Origin of the sequence: Streptomyces sp. NPDC001401 (assembly GCF_042895385.1) — a bacterium.
In the GTDB taxonomy this organism is placed as follows: domain Bacteria; phylum Actinomycetota; class Actinomycetes; order Streptomycetales; family Streptomycetaceae; genus Streptomyces.
Genome location: NZ_JBIAWI010000023.1, coordinates 18,612 through 34,359 on the forward strand (window position 1 = coordinate 18,612; position 15,748 = coordinate 34,359).

At 71.4% G+C, this 15,748-nt stretch carries 14 protein-coding genes and 1 pseudogene; 9 read left to right on the forward strand and 6 right to left on the reverse strand.

All coding sequences use genetic code 11. The annotated features are described in order from the left end of the window. Position 1 precedes the first annotated feature (1 nt). Positions 2-997 (reverse strand): TerC family protein, encoded by a 996-nt coding sequence (locus ACFY10_RS47000; RefSeq protein ID WP_390671536.1) that lies wholly within the window; start codon positions 995-997, stop codon positions 2-4. Positions 998-1,213: 216 nt separating this feature from the next. On the opposite strand from ACFY10_RS47000, the gene ACFY10_RS47005 reads away from it, so the two are divergent. Then, positions 1,214-2,188: an alpha/beta hydrolase gene (locus ACFY10_RS47005; RefSeq protein WP_390671537.1), complete on the forward strand. Its 975-nt coding sequence runs from the start codon at positions 1,214-1,216 to the stop codon at positions 2,186-2,188. Between the two features lie 16 nt (positions 2,189-2,204). On the opposite strand, the gene ACFY10_RS47010 is transcribed toward ACFY10_RS47005, so the two are convergent. Then, complete coding sequence (locus ACFY10_RS47010) at positions 2,205-3,221, reverse strand: DUF5937 family protein (protein WP_390671538.1); 1,017 nt, start codon at positions 3,219-3,221, stop codon at positions 2,205-2,207. Positions 3,222-3,463: 242 nt separating this feature from the next. Between ACFY10_RS47010 and ACFY10_RS47015 the strand changes: the two genes are divergently transcribed. Then, positions 3,464-3,886: a peptidase inhibitor family I36 protein gene (locus ACFY10_RS47015; protein WP_390671539.1), complete on the forward strand. Its 423-nt coding sequence runs from the start codon at positions 3,464-3,466 to the stop codon at positions 3,884-3,886. Between the two features lie 108 nt (positions 3,887-3,994). Continuing rightward, on the forward strand, positions 3,995-5,017 hold the full coding sequence (locus tag ACFY10_RS47020; protein ID WP_390671540.1) for a helix-turn-helix domain-containing protein: 1,023 nt from the start codon (positions 3,995-3,997) through the stop codon (positions 5,015-5,017). An 18-nt stretch (positions 5,018-5,035) separates the two neighbouring features. Here the strand turns inward: ACFY10_RS47020 and ACFY10_RS47025 are convergent. Both ACFY10_RS47025 and ACFY10_RS47030 read right to left on the reverse strand, forming a co-directional pair. Continuing rightward, positions 5,036-5,361 (reverse strand): annotated as a pseudogene (locus tag ACFY10_RS47025) (hypothetical protein). 53 nt (positions 5,362-5,414) lie between these two features. Continuing rightward, positions 5,415-5,948: a 2'-5' RNA ligase family protein gene (locus ACFY10_RS47030; protein ID WP_390671541.1), complete on the reverse strand. Its 534-nt coding sequence runs from the start codon at positions 5,946-5,948 to the stop codon at positions 5,415-5,417. 136 nt (positions 5,949-6,084) lie between these two features. On the opposite strand from ACFY10_RS47030, the gene ACFY10_RS47035 reads away from it, so the two are divergent. Next, positions 6,085-6,543 (forward strand): MarR family winged helix-turn-helix transcriptional regulator, encoded by a 459-nt coding sequence (locus tag ACFY10_RS47035; RefSeq protein WP_390671542.1) that lies wholly within the window; start codon positions 6,085-6,087, stop codon positions 6,541-6,543. A gap of 14 nt (positions 6,544-6,557) precedes the next feature. Here ACFY10_RS47035 and ACFY10_RS47040 read toward each other — a convergent pair whose 3' ends face one another. Further along, positions 6,558-8,189 (reverse strand): IS200/IS605 family accessory protein TnpB-related protein, encoded by a 1,632-nt coding sequence (locus ACFY10_RS47040; protein ID WP_390671543.1) that lies wholly within the window; start codon positions 8,187-8,189, stop codon positions 6,558-6,560. A gap of 359 nt (positions 8,190-8,548) precedes the next feature. Between ACFY10_RS47040 and ACFY10_RS47045 the strand changes: the two genes are divergently transcribed. Both ACFY10_RS47045 and ACFY10_RS47050 read left to right on the forward strand, forming a co-directional pair. Continuing rightward, the gene (locus tag ACFY10_RS47045) at positions 8,549-9,760 is read left to right on the forward strand and encodes an MFS transporter (protein ID WP_390671544.1); all 1,212 of its coding nucleotides are present in this window, start codon (positions 8,549-8,551) and stop codon (positions 9,758-9,760) included. A 29-nt stretch (positions 9,761-9,789) separates the two neighbouring features. Beyond that, positions 9,790-10,617 (forward strand): aldo/keto reductase, encoded by an 828-nt coding sequence (locus tag ACFY10_RS47050; RefSeq protein ID WP_390671545.1) that lies wholly within the window; start codon positions 9,790-9,792, stop codon positions 10,615-10,617. 211 nt (positions 10,618-10,828) lie between these two features. On the opposite strand, the gene ACFY10_RS47055 is transcribed toward ACFY10_RS47050, so the two are convergent. Next, on the reverse strand, positions 10,829-11,752 hold the full coding sequence (locus ACFY10_RS47055; protein ID WP_390671546.1) for a LysR family transcriptional regulator: 924 nt from the start codon (positions 11,750-11,752) through the stop codon (positions 10,829-10,831). Positions 11,753-11,869: 117 nt separating this feature from the next. On the opposite strand from ACFY10_RS47055, the gene ACFY10_RS47060 reads away from it, so the two are divergent. The 3 genes from ACFY10_RS47060 to ACFY10_RS47070 all read left to right on the forward strand — a co-directional run bounded on the left by ACFY10_RS47060 (position 11,870) and on the right by ACFY10_RS47070 (position 15,729). Then, entirely contained in the window at positions 11,870-13,111 is a 1,242-nt protein-coding gene (locus tag ACFY10_RS47060) for an MFS transporter (protein ID WP_390671547.1), read from the forward strand. Positions 13,112-13,318: 207 nt separating this feature from the next. Next, on the forward strand, positions 13,319-14,542 hold the full coding sequence (locus tag ACFY10_RS47065; RefSeq protein ID WP_390671548.1) for an MmgE/PrpD family protein: 1,224 nt from the start codon (positions 13,319-13,321) through the stop codon (positions 14,540-14,542). Then, on the forward strand, positions 14,539-15,729 hold the full coding sequence (locus tag ACFY10_RS47070; RefSeq protein WP_390671549.1) for a CaiB/BaiF CoA transferase family protein: 1,191 nt from the start codon (positions 14,539-14,541) through the stop codon (positions 15,727-15,729). The genes ACFY10_RS47065 and ACFY10_RS47070 overlap by 4 nt, the downstream gene beginning before the upstream one ends. Positions 15,730-15,748: the final 19 nt, after the last annotated feature.

Consider the following 15,748-nt stretch of genomic DNA (forward strand, 5'->3'; position numbering starts at 1 on the left):
GCTAGACGGCGCGGCCTGCCTCGGCCGCGTCGCGCTTCTCCTGCGCCGCCTGCTCCTCCTGCTTCTTCGAGGCCCGCAGGCTGGTGATCGTCGTGACCGTCAGGACGATCACGATGAAGCCGAGGGAGACCGGGATGGAGATCTCCGGGACGTGGATCCCGGACTCGTGCAGCGCGTGCAGCACCAGCTTGACGCCGATGAAGCCGAGGATGATCGACAGGCCGTAGCTGAGGTGGACCAGCTTCTTCAGCAGTCCGCCGATCAGGAAGTACAGCTGCCTGAGGCCCATCAGAGCGAAGGCGTTGGCGGTGAAGACGATGTACGGGTCCTGGGTCAGGCCGTAGATGGCGGGGATGGAGTCGAGGGCGAACAGGACGTCGGTGGAGCCGATCGCCAGCATCACGACCAGCATCGGCGTCATCACGCGCTTGCCGTTCTGCTCGATCCACAGCTTGGTGCCGTGGTAGCGGTCGGCCACGCCGAAACGCTTCTCCACCATCTTGAGCAGCTTGTTCTCCTGGTACTCCTCCTCGTGCCCCTCCTTGCGGGCGTCCTGGATCAGCTTCCAGGCGGTCCAGATCAGGAAGGCGCCGAAGAGGTAGAACACCCAGGAGAAGGCGGAGATGATCGCCGCTCCGGCCGCGATGAAGCCCGCACGCAGCACCAGGGCCACCAGGACGCCGACCATCAGCACCCGCTGCTGGTACTGCGAGGGCACCGCGAACTTCGCCATGATCAGGACGAAGACGAAGAGGTTGTCGACGCTCAGCGACTTCTCCGTGATGTACCCGGCGAAGAACTCGCCGGTGGGCCCGGTGCCGCCGAACACGTAGAGCCCCACGCCGAAGAGACAGGCCAGCACCACCCAGACGATCGTCCAGGTCCCTGCTTCCTTGACGGACACGTCATGAGGCTTGCGGCCGACGAAGAAGTCGACGGCGACGAGCGCGCACAGGGCTGCGACGGTCAGCAGCCAGACGGTGAGGGATACGTTCACGGGTGGTGCTCCTGGTGCAGGTGGGGGGGTTTGACATCGTTATCGGCGACCGTTGTCCCTTCCACCCCTCACAGGTGAACAAAAGGTCATGAGCAGGTATCGGGCGGCCACCCGCCGTTCGGCGGGCAGGTTCCGCCGGACGGCGGCGGTCCGCACGGCCGTCGGTGCGTGAATCATGACGGCCAGAGCCGCCGCCCCGTGCGTGAGGAGACAGTCATGACCCTGGTCCCGCCCCCGTTCGATCCCGAACTCGCCGCAGCACTCGAGCTGATCAAGGATGTGGTGCACCCCGGCCTCACCCCCGACGAGATCGACGCGGTGCGCCAGGGCCCGGGCATCGAGATGCTCGCCGACCTCGACCTGACGGTGGGCGGCTTCTTCGAGGTCGAGGACCGCACCGTGCCCGGCCCGGCGAACGCGCCCGACATCTCCCTGCTGATCTGCCGCCCCGCCGCCCCGTCAACCGCCGGTCCGCGGCCCGTCATCTACCACGTCCACGGCGGCGGCCTGATCCTCGGCAACAACCGGGTCGGCGTGGACGTACCCCTGGCCTGGGCGCAGGAGCTGGACGCGGTCGTGGTGTCCGTGGAGTACCGGCTGGCACCGGAGCATCCGTATCCGGCGCAGATCGAGGACGTGTACGCCGGTCTGCTGTGGACGGCGGAGCACGCCGGGGAAATCGGCGCCGACCCGCAGCGGATCGTGGTCGCGGGTGCCAGCGCGGGCGGCGGGCTGAGCGCGGCGCTGGCCCTGCTCACCCGGGACCGCAAGGGCCCGCGGCCGATCGGCCAGGTGCTGATGTGCCCGATGCTGGACGACCGCAACGACACCCCGTCCACCCATCAGATGGCGGGCCTGGGTGTCTGGGACCGCACGGCCAACGAGACCGGCTGGACGGCGCTGCTGCGCGAGGAGCGCGGCGGCCCGGACGTGTCGCCGTACGCCGCGCCCGCCCGTGCGCAGGACCTGACCGGACTGCCTGCGGCCTTCCTCGACGTCGGTTCCGCGGAGACCTTCCGCGACGAGACCGTGGCCTACGCCTCCCGGATCTGGCAGGCCGGCGGGGTGGCCGAGCTGCATGTGTGGCCGGGCGGCTTCCACGGCTTCGACGGCTTCGCCCCGCAGGCGACGCTGTCCCAGGCGGCTCGGGCGGCGCATCTGGACTGGCTGCGCAGGCTACTGGCCCAGTAACGGGTGCAGGCGGCGGTCAGGAGCGTTCCTCGGCCGCCGCTGCGGCGCGGTTTCCGAGCAGTCTCAGGCCCAGCGGGGTCACGCTGTGCAGGACGTACTTGCCGTCGCGGCGGCTGGAGACCAGGCCGGCCTCGCGCAGGACGCCGAGCTGCTGGCTCGCGGAGGGCACGGACACCACGACCCTCCCGGCCAGCGCCGAGGTGGAGGCGAAGCCTCGCGTGGCGGTCTCGTACAGCAGGGCAGCGCGGGTGGGTCCGAGGAGTCTGGCGAGCTGGTCCGGGGCGACGGGCGCGTCCGGGACGACGGTCTTGTCGACCGGGTAGACCAGGACCGGCAGCAGGCTCTCGTCGAACAGCGAGACGGGCCGTCGCCAGCAGAAGTACGAGGGCACCAGCAGCAGGCCGCGGCCCTCGAGGAGCAGATCACGGTCGACCGGGTAGTCGACCTCCATGACCGGGGCCTCCCAGCTGATCATCGGGCGGAACGTCGCCAGCAGCGCCCTTATGCCGCCGGTCGCCAGCACCCCCGAGCGCCAGGCGACGTCGGCCGCCACGGCCGTCTCGATGCGCTGCCACAGCGGGCCCATGAACACCTCGTGGTAGGTGAGCAGATCGCTGCCCAGCCGCTCCAGCGCGGAGGTCTCACCGCGGGCGAGCGCGGCGGCCGCGGCGGGCGCACCGGCGTTGATCGTCAGCAGTCCGATCTCGGTGCGTAATCGGCTGCGCGGCGTGCTCAGCACCCGGTCGATCCCCGCGCGCACGCCGCCGGCCTGCGGGACGGGCGGCGGAGTGAGGAAGTCCGGGAAGTACGGGGAGCGCGGTGGCACGAGGCCGCACAGCGCGCGGACCGCGTCGCGCACCTCGCCGCCCCGCCGGATCCGTCCGGTGGCCTCTCTTCGCCACCCCCCGAAGGCGATACGGCCCTCACGGTCCTGGAGGCGGCACAGGCTGCACACGATCTCCCACAGCGGGTCGGGTCCGTGGGCGATCCGTATGGTCTCCAGATCCCGGGCAGTGCAGTGGATGCGTAACAAGGTTCCCCCCTTGCCGAAGCGCCATGCACATGACTCTCCCCAGTCGGTTCGACAGGTTCTGGGGCGGCAAAGTTGCCGGTGGTCAGGGATTTGGCGGAAAGAGCCTCCCGGGTCGTTTCGGTCCCAGCCAAAGTGACGTGACGCCCGCCGGGTGCGTGGCCAGAGTTGTCGCCGCGGCCGGGCTCGCCGGGAGAGGCGGGGCCGGGGCGCATCCACTTCGACCGACCGCTTGGGGGAACACCATGGCTTTCCGCAGCAAGGCGACCGCGGTGACGCTCGCCGCACTGTGCGCCGTCGCCGGCCTCGCCGGCACCGCCTCCGCGTCGTCGTCCGGCGCGAACGCGTGCGGCGGCAACAACTCCTGCGCGACCGTCGGGGGCGTGACCGGTCACGCCTCGGCGAACAACGGCGGTGCCGACTGCGCCTACAAGAACCTGTGTCTGTACACGGGTGCCAACTTCACGGGAACCAGGTTCGACCTGTACGCGTGCAGGACCTACTCCCTGTCCCAGTGGAACGGGATCGGGTCGGACTACAACAACCAGACGTCCGGTGCCGTGGCCGTCTACTACGGCCAGAGCGGCAACAAGCTGTACACCCTCGATCCCGGCTGGACCTTCCCGTCGCACGACTTCTCGCCCGTCTGGTCGGTGAAGAACTGCTGACGCCCGTCGTCCACTGAGGGCACGGGAGTCCGGCCGCACCGCCCGCGCGGTGCGGCCGGACTGTCGCGGGCGCTCCTCACCCAGTGCGCCATGGCGCATGATGGCCGTATGAAAGAGCTGGCCGGGCGCCTGACCGCGCTGGATCCCGACGCCGGTGCCGCCGTCCGGGTCATCGCCTACTTCGACCGGCTGGCCGAGACCAGGGCCGGTCTGGAGGCACTGGTGCGCGGGGCGGCCGTGCTGGCCGGGTGTCCGGCGCGGCTCGTCGACGCCGGCCGGCGCGTGCGGGTGCGGGTCGAGCCCGACGGCAGGCGCAAGGACACCGAAGCGCCGCCGGACGCGGACTGGCCGTGCGCGGCACTGGAGCCCGAAGGCGCCCCGGCCCTCTGGCTGGAGCGGGCGGAAACCGGACCGAGCGTCGTGGACGCGGTGATCCTGGAGCGTGCCGCCGGTGCGATACGGCTGGTCCTGGACCGCACCCGGGGCCGTGCCCCGGCCTCCCCCGCGGACGACCCGGCACTGATCGAGACGCTGCTGGACGCCACGGTGCCGGAGCCGGCCCGGCTGCACGCGGCCCGCCGCCTCGGTGTCGACCCCGCCGACACGGCCGTACGCATCCGTGCCCTTGCTCCCGGCGACGGACCGCCCCGCCTCCTGCCGGGCCGGACGGGCGCTCGTCCCGCCGACGCCGGGCTGCCCGCCGGTCGCCTCGGCGTGGGCCCCGCCGTCCCCGTGCTCGACCTGCCGGGCTCCTGGGCCGCCGCCCGCACGGCCCTGCGGTTCACGGCCGAGGGCACCGCGCACGACCCCGGCCCGCGTGTGGTGTACGCCGACGAACTGGGCGGCATCGCGCTGCTCGCGGACCTCGTCGTACCGGGCGCCGAGCCGCCGCCCGACGTGCGCGCCCTGGAAACGGCGGCGGCCGCGGTGCCCGGGCTGCTGGCCACGCTGCACGCCGTGGCCGCCACCGCGAGTCAGCGGGCGGCGGCCGCCGAGATCAACGTGCACCACTCCACGCTCCAGGACCGCCTGACCCAGGCCGAGCACCTGCTCGGCTGGCCGCTGCGCACCCCGCAGGGCCGGCTCAGGCTGCAACTGGCGCTGACCATGCGGCACTTGGCGCGGCCGTAGCTCCTCACCGCATGCGGTTCAACGGAACTCGTGGACCACCTGGATCCTGCCGTCGATGTGGGCGTTGAACTCGTCGAGCTCCTCGGCGGGCACCCACAGCTCGAGGATCGTCTCGCCGCCGGCCTGCTGCACGGGGTACCGGCTCAGGAACTCCCTGACGACCTCGAAGCGGGTGACGAAGCCGTCACCGTCGTGGTTGACGTTCCAGTCCCGCGCGATCCTGATGGCGTAGCCCTCGTTGAGCACCGGGTAGAAGATCGGTTCTCGGGCAGCCGGGGCGGCCATGCGCGCCACTCCAGCTGACGGACCAGGTCCAGCTCCTTGGGGCCGGTGGGACGCCACAGGGGTGTCGTCGGTCGCGGGCTGGTCTCGGGCGACGACGGCCGGTTCCGGGCGGCTACTGCAGGGCGAAGGAGGCCCGGTGCTGCCAGTCGGTGCCGTCGTAGGCCACGAGGTCGACCGTGGGCACACGGGCGGTGAAGGGGAGGCCGAGGCGCAGGCCCGCCTCGATCTCGTCCAGCACGGCGTCGTCCTGGCCCTGGGCGACCGTCAGATGTGGGTGGGGCTCGTACTTTCCGCCGTACGGCGGGGCTTCGGGCCAGCGGTCGACGACCGCCTCGGTGAGCCGCCGGAACGGAGCGTCGGGGGTGGGCGCGAGGTAGAGCACCCCGGGAAACCGTCCGGATTCCTCGAACCGCACCTCGAAGGAGGGGTGGCGCCCGAAGATCTCGTCCAGGGCGGCGCAGGTCCCGGCGTCGACGAGGGAGGCGGGCAGGAAGGGGAAGAGCACGGTGACATGGGCCGGGACACCCGCTCGGGCCGCCGGGTCGAAGCGGTCCCGCCAGGCCCGGACCGCGGGTTCCGCCTCCGGTACGGGCACCACGAGCGCCGTCTGCCCCACTACGAAACGATCGGATTCCTCGTCTGCCATGCCATGGGTGTACCAGCCGGACGCCGGTGACCGCGACACGACACCACTTGCATGCGCGCCATATCAGCTCTCGCGGGCAATTTCATCGATGCCCTATCCTGGACCCCAGGCACTTCGGGACGGAGGACCCAGACCCATGACCGCGACGGATCCGGCGCTCACCGCGCTCGCCTCGGGCTGGTCCGCCCTGTCGCTGCTGCACGGCAGGATCGAGGCCCACATCGAGCGCGCCCTGCAGACCGGGCACGACTTGAGCGTGCGCGAGTACTCCCTGCTGGACGTCCTGAGCCGGCAGCACGACGGGGACGGCGGGCATCTGCAGATGAAGCAGGTCGCCGACGCGGTCGTGCTCAGCCAGAGCGCCACCACCCGGCTGGTCACCCGCCTGGAGGACCGCGGACTGTTGACCCGGTACCTGTGCCCCACCGACCGGCGCGGCATCTACACCAACGTCACCGAGGCCGGGCTCGGGCTTCTGGAGGAGGCCCGCCCGACCAACGAGGCGGCCCTGCGCGAGGCCCTGGACGAGGCCGCCCGGAATCCGGAGCTCGCCCCGCTCGTCGAGGCGGTCGAGACGCTCCGCATTCCCGCCTGACACCGAAACCGTTCCTAAAGACTGAGCGGGAGTGAGTCCTGTTGCCAGGATTCATGCTCAGCCGAACGCCCCGAACGGTGTTGGGCGTTCTGGTTGCCCGCGTTCGCTCCGCAGCCCGGCGGCACGGATCGTGTCCGTGGTCCGGGGATGCGGGGGCGGGTTTCCTCACGCCCTTGGGCACGCCGGTCGGCCTGGACGGTCCGATGCCCGTGCACATCGCTCTGGTGTGCACAGGGCGGTGCCGTCCGTCGCCGGATCGGGTGTCCTTGGGCGCGCCGTCCGATCACCACGGCGGCAGCGTCGTGGCGAGTCGTCTTACGGGTCTTCCTGGTGAGGGGCTTCTGCCAGTGCTGGGCGCCCCATTTGGAGGTATAGGCCGGGTCCACGGCGATGATCGCGATGCCGGTCTGGTCGGCCATCGAGGTGAGCCGGGCACGGAGCCTGCCGGTGGGCATGCCGGAGATCAACTGCCTGAACCGCTTGCGGCGACCGTGCTTCTCGCGGGTCTTCTCCGCGCCGAAGTCCAGGTCCTCCACCGCGATGGCCTTCACCCCGCAGGATCTGGCCCAGTGCAGCAGCCGGGTGAGGGCGTGGCGGACCTGGGCGTCGCGGTGGTACGCGGTCCCCGTGAGGTCGAAGAAGAACCGACGGGCAGTGCCGGTCGGGTTGCCGTGGACGTCGAGGCGCCAGGCGGCGAGGTGGTCGGCGTTCATGTCGACGCCGATCACACCGTGCGCGAGGGCGGCGGTGATCGGGATGGCCGCCGACACCGGGAGCTGCCAGCAGGCCGTCACGTACCAGCGGCCACGGTCCACGTCGAGGTGGATGCGGTAGGCCACCGCCCGGTTCGCCTCCACCGGGTCCGCCCACTCCTGCCCGCGGTGCGGGAAGCCGACCCGGCAGGCGAGCACGTACCGGCCGTGCGGGGCGTTGGACAGCCCGGCGAGCGGGGCCGGGAGCTTGATGCTGACCTCGCCGTCCGGGCTGATGCGGATGGTCTCGTTGCCGTATCGCTTGCCGGACTCACCGTCCGCCTGCAGGAACCAGCGCTCCGCCTCCCAACGTCGGCGCCAGTCGGCCTCGGTGAGCTGCGCGGTGGGCAGCTGGTGCCGGGTGCGGGCCAGTCGTTTCCCGCCGCGCACGACGTGCACGGTCCCGGCCTCGCGGTCGGCGCGCTCGCGCTCCAGCCGGTCTTCGAGGACGTGCAGGCGGCGGGTCTTGGCGTGCCACTCCCGCTTGCTGCGGTAGCCACCCGGCGCCTGCTTCGAGCCCTTCTCGCCGACCGGCAGCGCCAGCCGGTACGCGATCGTACGGATCCCCGCCTCAAGGGACTGGATGTGGGCGAGCTGACCACGGCGGGAGAGCGCCCACTGATCATGCGTCGCCTTGGTGATCGAACCGGCCCACCGGGACGACGCCACAGCCGTCAGACCCCGCTTACGCGCCGCCCACGTGTCCGCGGAATGCTCCAGACCCTGCGCACACCGCACCTTCAGATCCCGGGAAGCGAGCGCACCGAGGTGCCCACCCACCAAGGCGAGGACCTTCTCATCAGCGGGCGTGAGCTGCTTGAGCCGAGTCCGGACCGCCACCCCCGAGGGACCGGGCACGACAAACGACTCCGCAAGCTCCCGCAACCCGCCCACCCCACACCCCCCATACAGCCCCTCGAAAACCCACCCATCACACCCAACGAGCACCACCCGGAAAGGTCACACATTCGACGAACGAACTCCGATTCCCCTCCCGAGACAGCAGCACCCAGCCGCCGGCCAGGAGCCTCCGTGCTCACTCACACACGCCAGAACGCACTCCTGCTCAGTCAAACCCCAGCAGTTCCCAACCCCCGCCGCCGATTCCGTCACTGCGGGGGTTTTGCTTGCCCAAATACTTGCGGACCCCCACTACCAGCCCCAGGCATTCATCACACTTGCACTTATCCAGCGTCTGCAACTATTGTCTACGCCTGTAAGCGTTACACGCAATCGCCTGGAAGGTACTTCCCATGCCTCTCGCCCTCCTGGCCCTGGCCATCGGGGCCTTCGGGATCGGCACCACGGAATTCGTGATCATGGGCGTGCTGCCCGAGGTCGCGGGTGACTTCGGCGTCTCCATCCCCACCGCCGGCTGGCTCGTCTCCGGCTACGCCCTGGGCGTGGTCCTCGGCGCACCCCTGCTGACGGTCCTGGGCACCAAGGTCTCCCGCAAGAAGATGCTCATGTTCCTCATGGGCCTGTTCGTGGCCGGCAACACCCTGTCCGCGTTCGCCCCCACCTTCGGCGTCATGCTCGCCGGCCGGGTGGTCGCCTCGCTCGCGCACGGCGCGTTCTTCGGCATCGGCTCCGTGGTCGCCGCCGGTCTGGTCGCGCCGGAGAAGAAGGCCTCCGCGATCTCCCTGATGTTCACCGGGCTGACCGTCGCCAACATCGTGGGCGTCCCGCTGGGCACGTACATCGGCCAGGCCGCCGGGTGGCGGGTCACCTTCACCGCTGTCGCCGCGCTCGGCATCGCGGGCTTCATCGGGGTTGCGAAGCTGGTGCCCGAGCTGGGCCGCCCGGAGTCCGGCACCATCCGTACCGAGTTCGCCGCCTTCCGCAATGTGCAGGTCTGGATCGCGATGGCGATGACGATCCTCGGCTTCGGCGGGGTGTTCGCCGCGATCACCTACATCACTCCGATGATGACCGAGGTCGCCGGTTACTCGGCCGGTGCGGTGACCTGGCTGCTGGTGCTGTTCGGGGCCGGGATGTTCCTCGGGAACCTGGTGGGCGGCCGGTTCGCCGACCGGGCTCTGATGCCCATGCTGTTCTCGGCTCTCGGCGCGCTGTCCCTGGTGCTGCTGCTCTTCACGGCGACCGCCCACAACAAGGTTCTCGCCGCGCTCACCCTGACGCTGATCGGCGCCCTCGGCTTCGCCACCGTGCCTCCGCTGCAGAAGTGGGTGCTCGACCAGGCCTCGGCCGCACCGACGCTGGCGTCCGCCGCCAACATCGGTGCCTTCAACCTCGGCAACGCGCTGGCCGCCTGGCTCGGCGGCGTCGTCATCGCGGCCGGGCTCGGCTACACGGCACCGAACTGGGTCGGCGCCCTGCTGGCCGGCAGCGCGCTGCTCCTGTCCTTCCTGGCGGCCTTCCTCGACCGCCGCACCGGCCCGGCCGGCCGTGTCGTGGCCGCCTCCGCACCGGCCGAGCACATCCCGGCCGCCGCACAGCACTGATCCACCAACTCGCAAGGAACGCAACGCACATGGCCCCCACCGTCACCACCGTCACGCTCAACAACGGCGTCGAGATCCCCCGGCTCGGCTTCGGTGTCTTCCAGGTCCCCGACGCCGAGACCGCCCCCACGGTGAGGGCCGCGCTGGAGGCCGGATACCGCGGCATCGACACGGCCGCCGTCTACGGCAACGAGGCCGGCGTCGGCACCGCCCTCGCCTCCTCCGGCATCGCCCGCCAGGAACTGTTCGTCACCACCAAGCTGTGGAACGCCGACCAGGGTTACGACGCCACACTCCGCGCGTTCGACGCAAGCCTGGCCAAGCTGGGCCTGGAGTACGTCGACCTCTACCTGATCCACTGGCCCACGCCCGGCCGCGACCTGTACCGAGAGTCCTGGCAGGCGATCGAGAAGCTCACGGCCGACGGGCGGATCCGCGCGGCCGGTGTCTCCAACTTCCAGCCCGCCCATCTGCACCGGCTCCTGGAGAGCACCTCGCTGGTGCCGGCCGTCAACCAGATCGAGCTGCACCCCGGCCTCCAGCAGCGTGAACTGCGCTCCCTGCACGCCGATCTGGGCATCGTCACGGAGGCCTGGAGCCCGCTGGCCCAGGGCGCGGTGCTCGCCGAGCCCGCGCTGACGGCGATCGCCGAGCGGCACGGCAAGTCCTCTGCTCAGGTGGTGCTGCGCTGGCACCTTCAGCTCGGGAACGTCGTGATCCCGAAGTCCGTCACACCCGCCCGCATCCAGGAGAACATCGACGTCTTCGACTTCGCCCTCGGCGACGAGGAGATGGCCGCGATCGCCGCCCTCGACCGGGGCCTGCGCACCGGTCCGGACCCGGACACCCTCAACTGACCGTCGGCCGTTGCCTGTTCATGAGGGCGAGGGTGCCGGCTGCGGTGGCCGGCTTGGCCATGAGCGGCACGTTGTCGAGGAGTTTCGCCGACTGTCCGTGTGGGGGTGCACGGCGCTCAGCCCTGCTGGAACCGGGGCTGGGCTGGGAGCGGATTCTGGTGTTGAAGGCGGCGGGGGCCGTGGCGCGGCTCTTGCCGGGTCCGGTTGGGGGCTATTGCTGGGCCCATTTCGGTGTCCAGGTGTCCGCGTCCTGCCGGGCGGTGCCGAGGTGGGCGCGGAGCGAGGCCAGCGCCGGGTGCGGGTTGTCGGCACGCCAGACCAGCGAGTGCGGGTAGACCGGTGTGGGGTCGCGCAGGGGGATGCGGCGCAGGTCGTGGTCGGCCGGCCAGACCATGCGGGTCTGTACGCCGACGAAGGTCGCGAGCAGCGGGGAGTCGGCGATGGTGTCGAGCAGCGGTTCGGTGCCGAAGTCGGGTCCGGTGACCTCGATGGTGAAGCCGAAGGCCGCGGCCAGGTCGTCGTAGAAGGCGGCCCATTCGGTTCCGGCGACGTTGCCGGGCATCCAGATGCGGTGCCCGGCCAGCTGGGCCGGGGTGACGGCGCGGGCGGCGGCGAGCGCGTGCCGGGGGCCGGTGAGGAGCTCGAGGGGCTCGTCGTGGACGCGGGCCGCCTCGATGCCCTCGGGCAGCTGCCGCGCGGGCAGGGTGAGGGCGCGGAAGGACGCGTCGATCGTGCCGGAGCGCACCGCGGAGAGCGCCGCGTCGGCGTCGAACAGGGTCACGACGTCGAGGGCGACTGCGGGATGGGCTCGGTGGAAGTCCCGTACCAGATCGGCCGGGGCGAGCCGGCGGCCGATCACGTCGACGCGCAGGGCGCGGCGGCCGGGCCGTACGGAGGCCGCGGCACGTTCCTCGGCCCTCAGGAGGTCGCGGGCGTGGGGCAGGAAGACCTGTCCGTCGACGGTGAGCTGGGCGCCGCGCGCGGTGCGGGTGAACAGCCGCGCGCCGAGGTCCTTCTCCAGTGCGGCGACCCGCTTGGAGACGGCCTGCTGGGTGACGTTCAGGCCGAGGGCGGCTTCCCGGAACTGTCCGGCGTCCGCGACGGCCACGAAGGTGCGCACTGCGTCGAGATCCACGCACCCCTTTCTACAACGTCCGGTTGTCGAGTGAGCGGCGCGTCGGTTGTTTGCTCCCGCGCCGCGTGACCGGCTTTGATGTCGCGGGTCGGAAATCGGGCGCAGCGGGAGGCAGGCATGGGGGGCGGGCGACCGCTGGGGCGGCGGTTCGGGTGGCTGTGGGCGGCGTACGCGGTGAGCACGCTCGGCACCCAGCTCGCCTTCGACGCGTTTTCGCTGATCGCGGTGATCGTTCTGCATGCCGGGGCGACCGAGGTGGCGGTGCTGAAGGCCGCGGGGCTCGCGGTGGGGGCCGCGGTGGCGGTGCCGCTCGGGCCGTGGGTGGAGTTCCGCCGCAAGCGGCCCGTGATGATCGGGATGGACCTGGTCCGGTTCGTGGCGCTGCTGACCATCCCCGCCGCTTTCGCATGGAGCGGTCTCAGCTACGTACAACTGCTGGTTGTGTCCATCGTCGTCGCGGCGGCCGACATCGGATTCGTGGCGGCCAGCGGATCCTTCCTGAAGTCGCTTCTGCCCTCGCACGACCTGCTGGCCGCCAACGCCCGCTTCGAGGCGACGACATGGACCGCCACCGTACTCGGACCACCGCTCGGCGGAGCGGCGATCGGCGTGTTGGGGCCGGTGGTGACCGTCCTGGCCGACGCGGTCAGCTATCTGCTGTCGGCCCTCGGCATCCGTGCGGCCGGCGGGACGGAGACCCGGCCGACACGGACGGGCCCCGCACCGGCCGGTGGCCTGCTCGAAGGCTGGCGGTACGTCCTGGCCCATCCGGTGCTGCGCCCGCTGTTCTTCAACACGCTTGTGGTGAACGGCCTGATGATGGTGGCGGTTCCGCTGCTCGCCGTCCTGATGGTCGGCGATCTCGGGTTCGCGCCCTGGCAGTACGGGCTCGCCTTCTCCGTGCCGTGCCTGGGCGGCCTGGTCGGCTCGCGGCTGGCCCGCCGACTGGTGACGCGGTTCGGACAGCACCGGGTGCTGATCACCTCAGGGTGGCTGCGGGCCTGCTTTCCGGTCGGGCTCGCCTTTGTCCGGCCCGGCACGCCGGGGTTGGTGCTCGTGATGGTCGTGGAGCTGGGGGTGATCACCGTCTGTGCCGTGTTCAACCCGGTGTACTCCACCTACCGGCTGCAGCAGACGGCCCCGGACCGGGTGGCCCGCATGCTCGCGGCATGGTCGGTCACCGGCAAGGCGACGACCGCCGCACTGACCGCGCTGTGGGGTCTGCTGGCCGGACTGACCGGCCCCCGCACGGCGATCGGCATCGCCGGTGTCCTTCTCCTGGCCACCCCGCTGCTGCTGCCCCGCCGTATCGCACAGCCGGCACAGGCGGCGCAGCCGAGTGCCGACAGAGCACTCTGATCCGAAAGTGCCTGCCAGGCGCCGCATTGTTGTGTACAAAGCTTCGGCATTGTGCGGAAGCCCGGTTCGGCAGGTCACGAACGCCGCGACAAGACCCTGGTCACAAGGATGGACTCGCCGTTGACAGGGTCCCGTATTTGGCCGTACAAATCTGAGCAGAGGAGCTGTCCGCCGTCCGAAGGCGGGCAACGAACCCCGGGGAGACCGTTGACTGTCGCCCGTGCCCTCGCCCGGTGGGCCCACGCGTACCGCCCGACGCCGGACGATGCGGAGCTCGCCGCGCGGGCCCTGGCCGACACCGTGGCCGTGGCACTGGCCGCCCGTGCGCATCCCCTGCGCAACGTCACCGCTCCGCTGCCGGACGCGGCGCGCTGGGCGGCCATGGCGCACGTGCTCGACTTCGACGATCTGCACACCGACACGACCACCCACATCTCCGTGGTCACCGTCCCGGCGGTGCTCGCGGCCGGCGGTGGCGCCCGGGCGTATCTCGCCGGCGCAGGAGTCATGGCCCGGCTCGGGGCGATGCTCGGCTGGGGCCACTACGCGGCCGGCTGGCACGCGACGTGCACCGCGGGTGCCCCGGCCGCCGCGGTCGCGGCCGGGCTCGCTCTCGGCCTGGACGCGGCGGGGCTCGCCACCGCGATGGCGCTCGCCGTGCCCGCCGCCGGTGGCGGGCAGGAAGCCTTCGGGACGCACGGCAAGTCGCTGCAGGTCGGGTTCGCCGCCGACGCGGGCGTACGGGCGGCACGGCTGACGCGGGCGGGTGCCACCGCCGATCCGCGAGTCCTGGAGGCCTGGCTGGAGCGGGTCGGCGGCAAGCCCGACGCAGGCTTTCCCGCCGCCCCGGCCGTCCCCGGGGGTCTGGCCGTCAAGCTCTTCCCCTGCTGCTACGCCATGCAGCGGCCCATCGCCGCCCTGCGCGAGGTGCGCGACCGGGTCCGCGGAGAGGTCACCGCCGTCACCGTGAGCACGCCGGCGGGAACCGTCCACCCGCTCATCCACGACCGCCCGGGAACCGGCCTGGAAGGCAAGTTCTCGCTGCCCTACGCCGTGGCCGCGGCACTGCTCGACGACTACCCCGGCTTCGACAGCTTCACGGACGACGCGGTGCGGCGACCGGCGGCGCAGGCACTCGTCGATCGCGTCCGCGCCGACCTGCTGCCGGGCGGGACCAGCTCTCTCCTCGACGGCCGCGTCCGCCTGCGCATCGACCTCGCCGACGGCGGCGAGGTGCACACCGAGCTGACGCTGCCACCCGGCGCGCCCGGGCGCCCGCTGTCCGACGCCGACCTGCGCGCCAAGGCCGCCGCCTGCGGTCCGGACGTACCGGCGCTGCTGGACGGACTGACGTGGACGGGCGCGGCCGAGGTGCTGCGGAGGCACTTCCCGCACTTCCCGCACTTCCGTTACGAGGACCAGGAGGCATGACGGTGCACCAGCTTCCCCTGTCCGGCATCACGGTGGTCAGCCTGGAGCAGGCGGTGGCCGCTCCCTATGCCACCCGGCAGCTCGCCGATCTCGGCGCCCGGGTCATCAAGGTGGAGCGGCCGGGCGAGGGCGACTTCGCGCGCCGTTACGACACGACGGTGCACGGCCACTCCAGCTATTTCGTCTGGCTCAACCGCTCCAAGGAGTCCCTCACGCTGGACCTGAAGGATCCGCGCGGCATGGAGATCCTGCACCAACTCCTCGACGACGCCGACGTGTTCGTACAGAATCTCGCGCCCGGAGCCGCCGACCGGCTGGGCCTCGGCGTCGACGCGCTCGCCGACCGCTGCCCGCGGCTGATCCCCTGCACGATCTCCGGCTACGGCACGACCGGGCCGTGGGCCGACCGCAAGTCGTACGACCTGCTGGTGCAGTGCCAGACCGGCCTGGTCTCCCTCACCGGAACCGCCGACGAGACGGCACGCGTCGGGATCTCCGTCGCCGACATCGCCGCCGGGATGTACGCCTACACGGGCATCCTCACCGCCCTGTACACACGCGCCACCACCGGCCGGACGCACCCCGTGGAGGTGTCCCTGTTCGAGGCGCTCGCGGAGTGGATGGGCCAGCCCGCGAACTACACGCGGTACGGCGGCAGTCAGCCCGCCCGGCTCGGCACCCAGCACGCGACCATCGCACCGTACGGCGCCTTCACCACGGCCGACGGGAAGCAGGTGCTCTTCTCCATCCAGAACGAGCGCGAGTGGGCCGCCCTGTGTACGGATTTCCTGGGGCGACCGGAGTTGACGAACGATCCGCGCTTCGCCACGGGCTCCGACCGCGTCACGCACCGCGACCAACTCAACGCGATCGTCGCCGAGCGCTGCGCCCGCTCCGACGCCGAGGAGCTCCTCAAGGACCTCGAGGAGATCGGCATCGCCTGCGCCGGGGTGAACGACGTCGCCGCGTTCCTGGACCACCCGGTGCTGGCCGCCCGCGACCGCTGGCGCGAAGTGGCCGTGCCCGGCGCCACGGTGCAGGCACTGCTCCCGCCGGCCGACCTCGCGGGCGTTCCCGCGCGTATGGATCCCGTGCCGGCGGTCGGCGAGCACACGGACGCCATCCTTACCGGCCTCGGCCTCGCCCCCGACGACATCGAGGCGCTGCGCGCCGACGCCGTCATCTGAGCCCCGACGATGTGGAGTT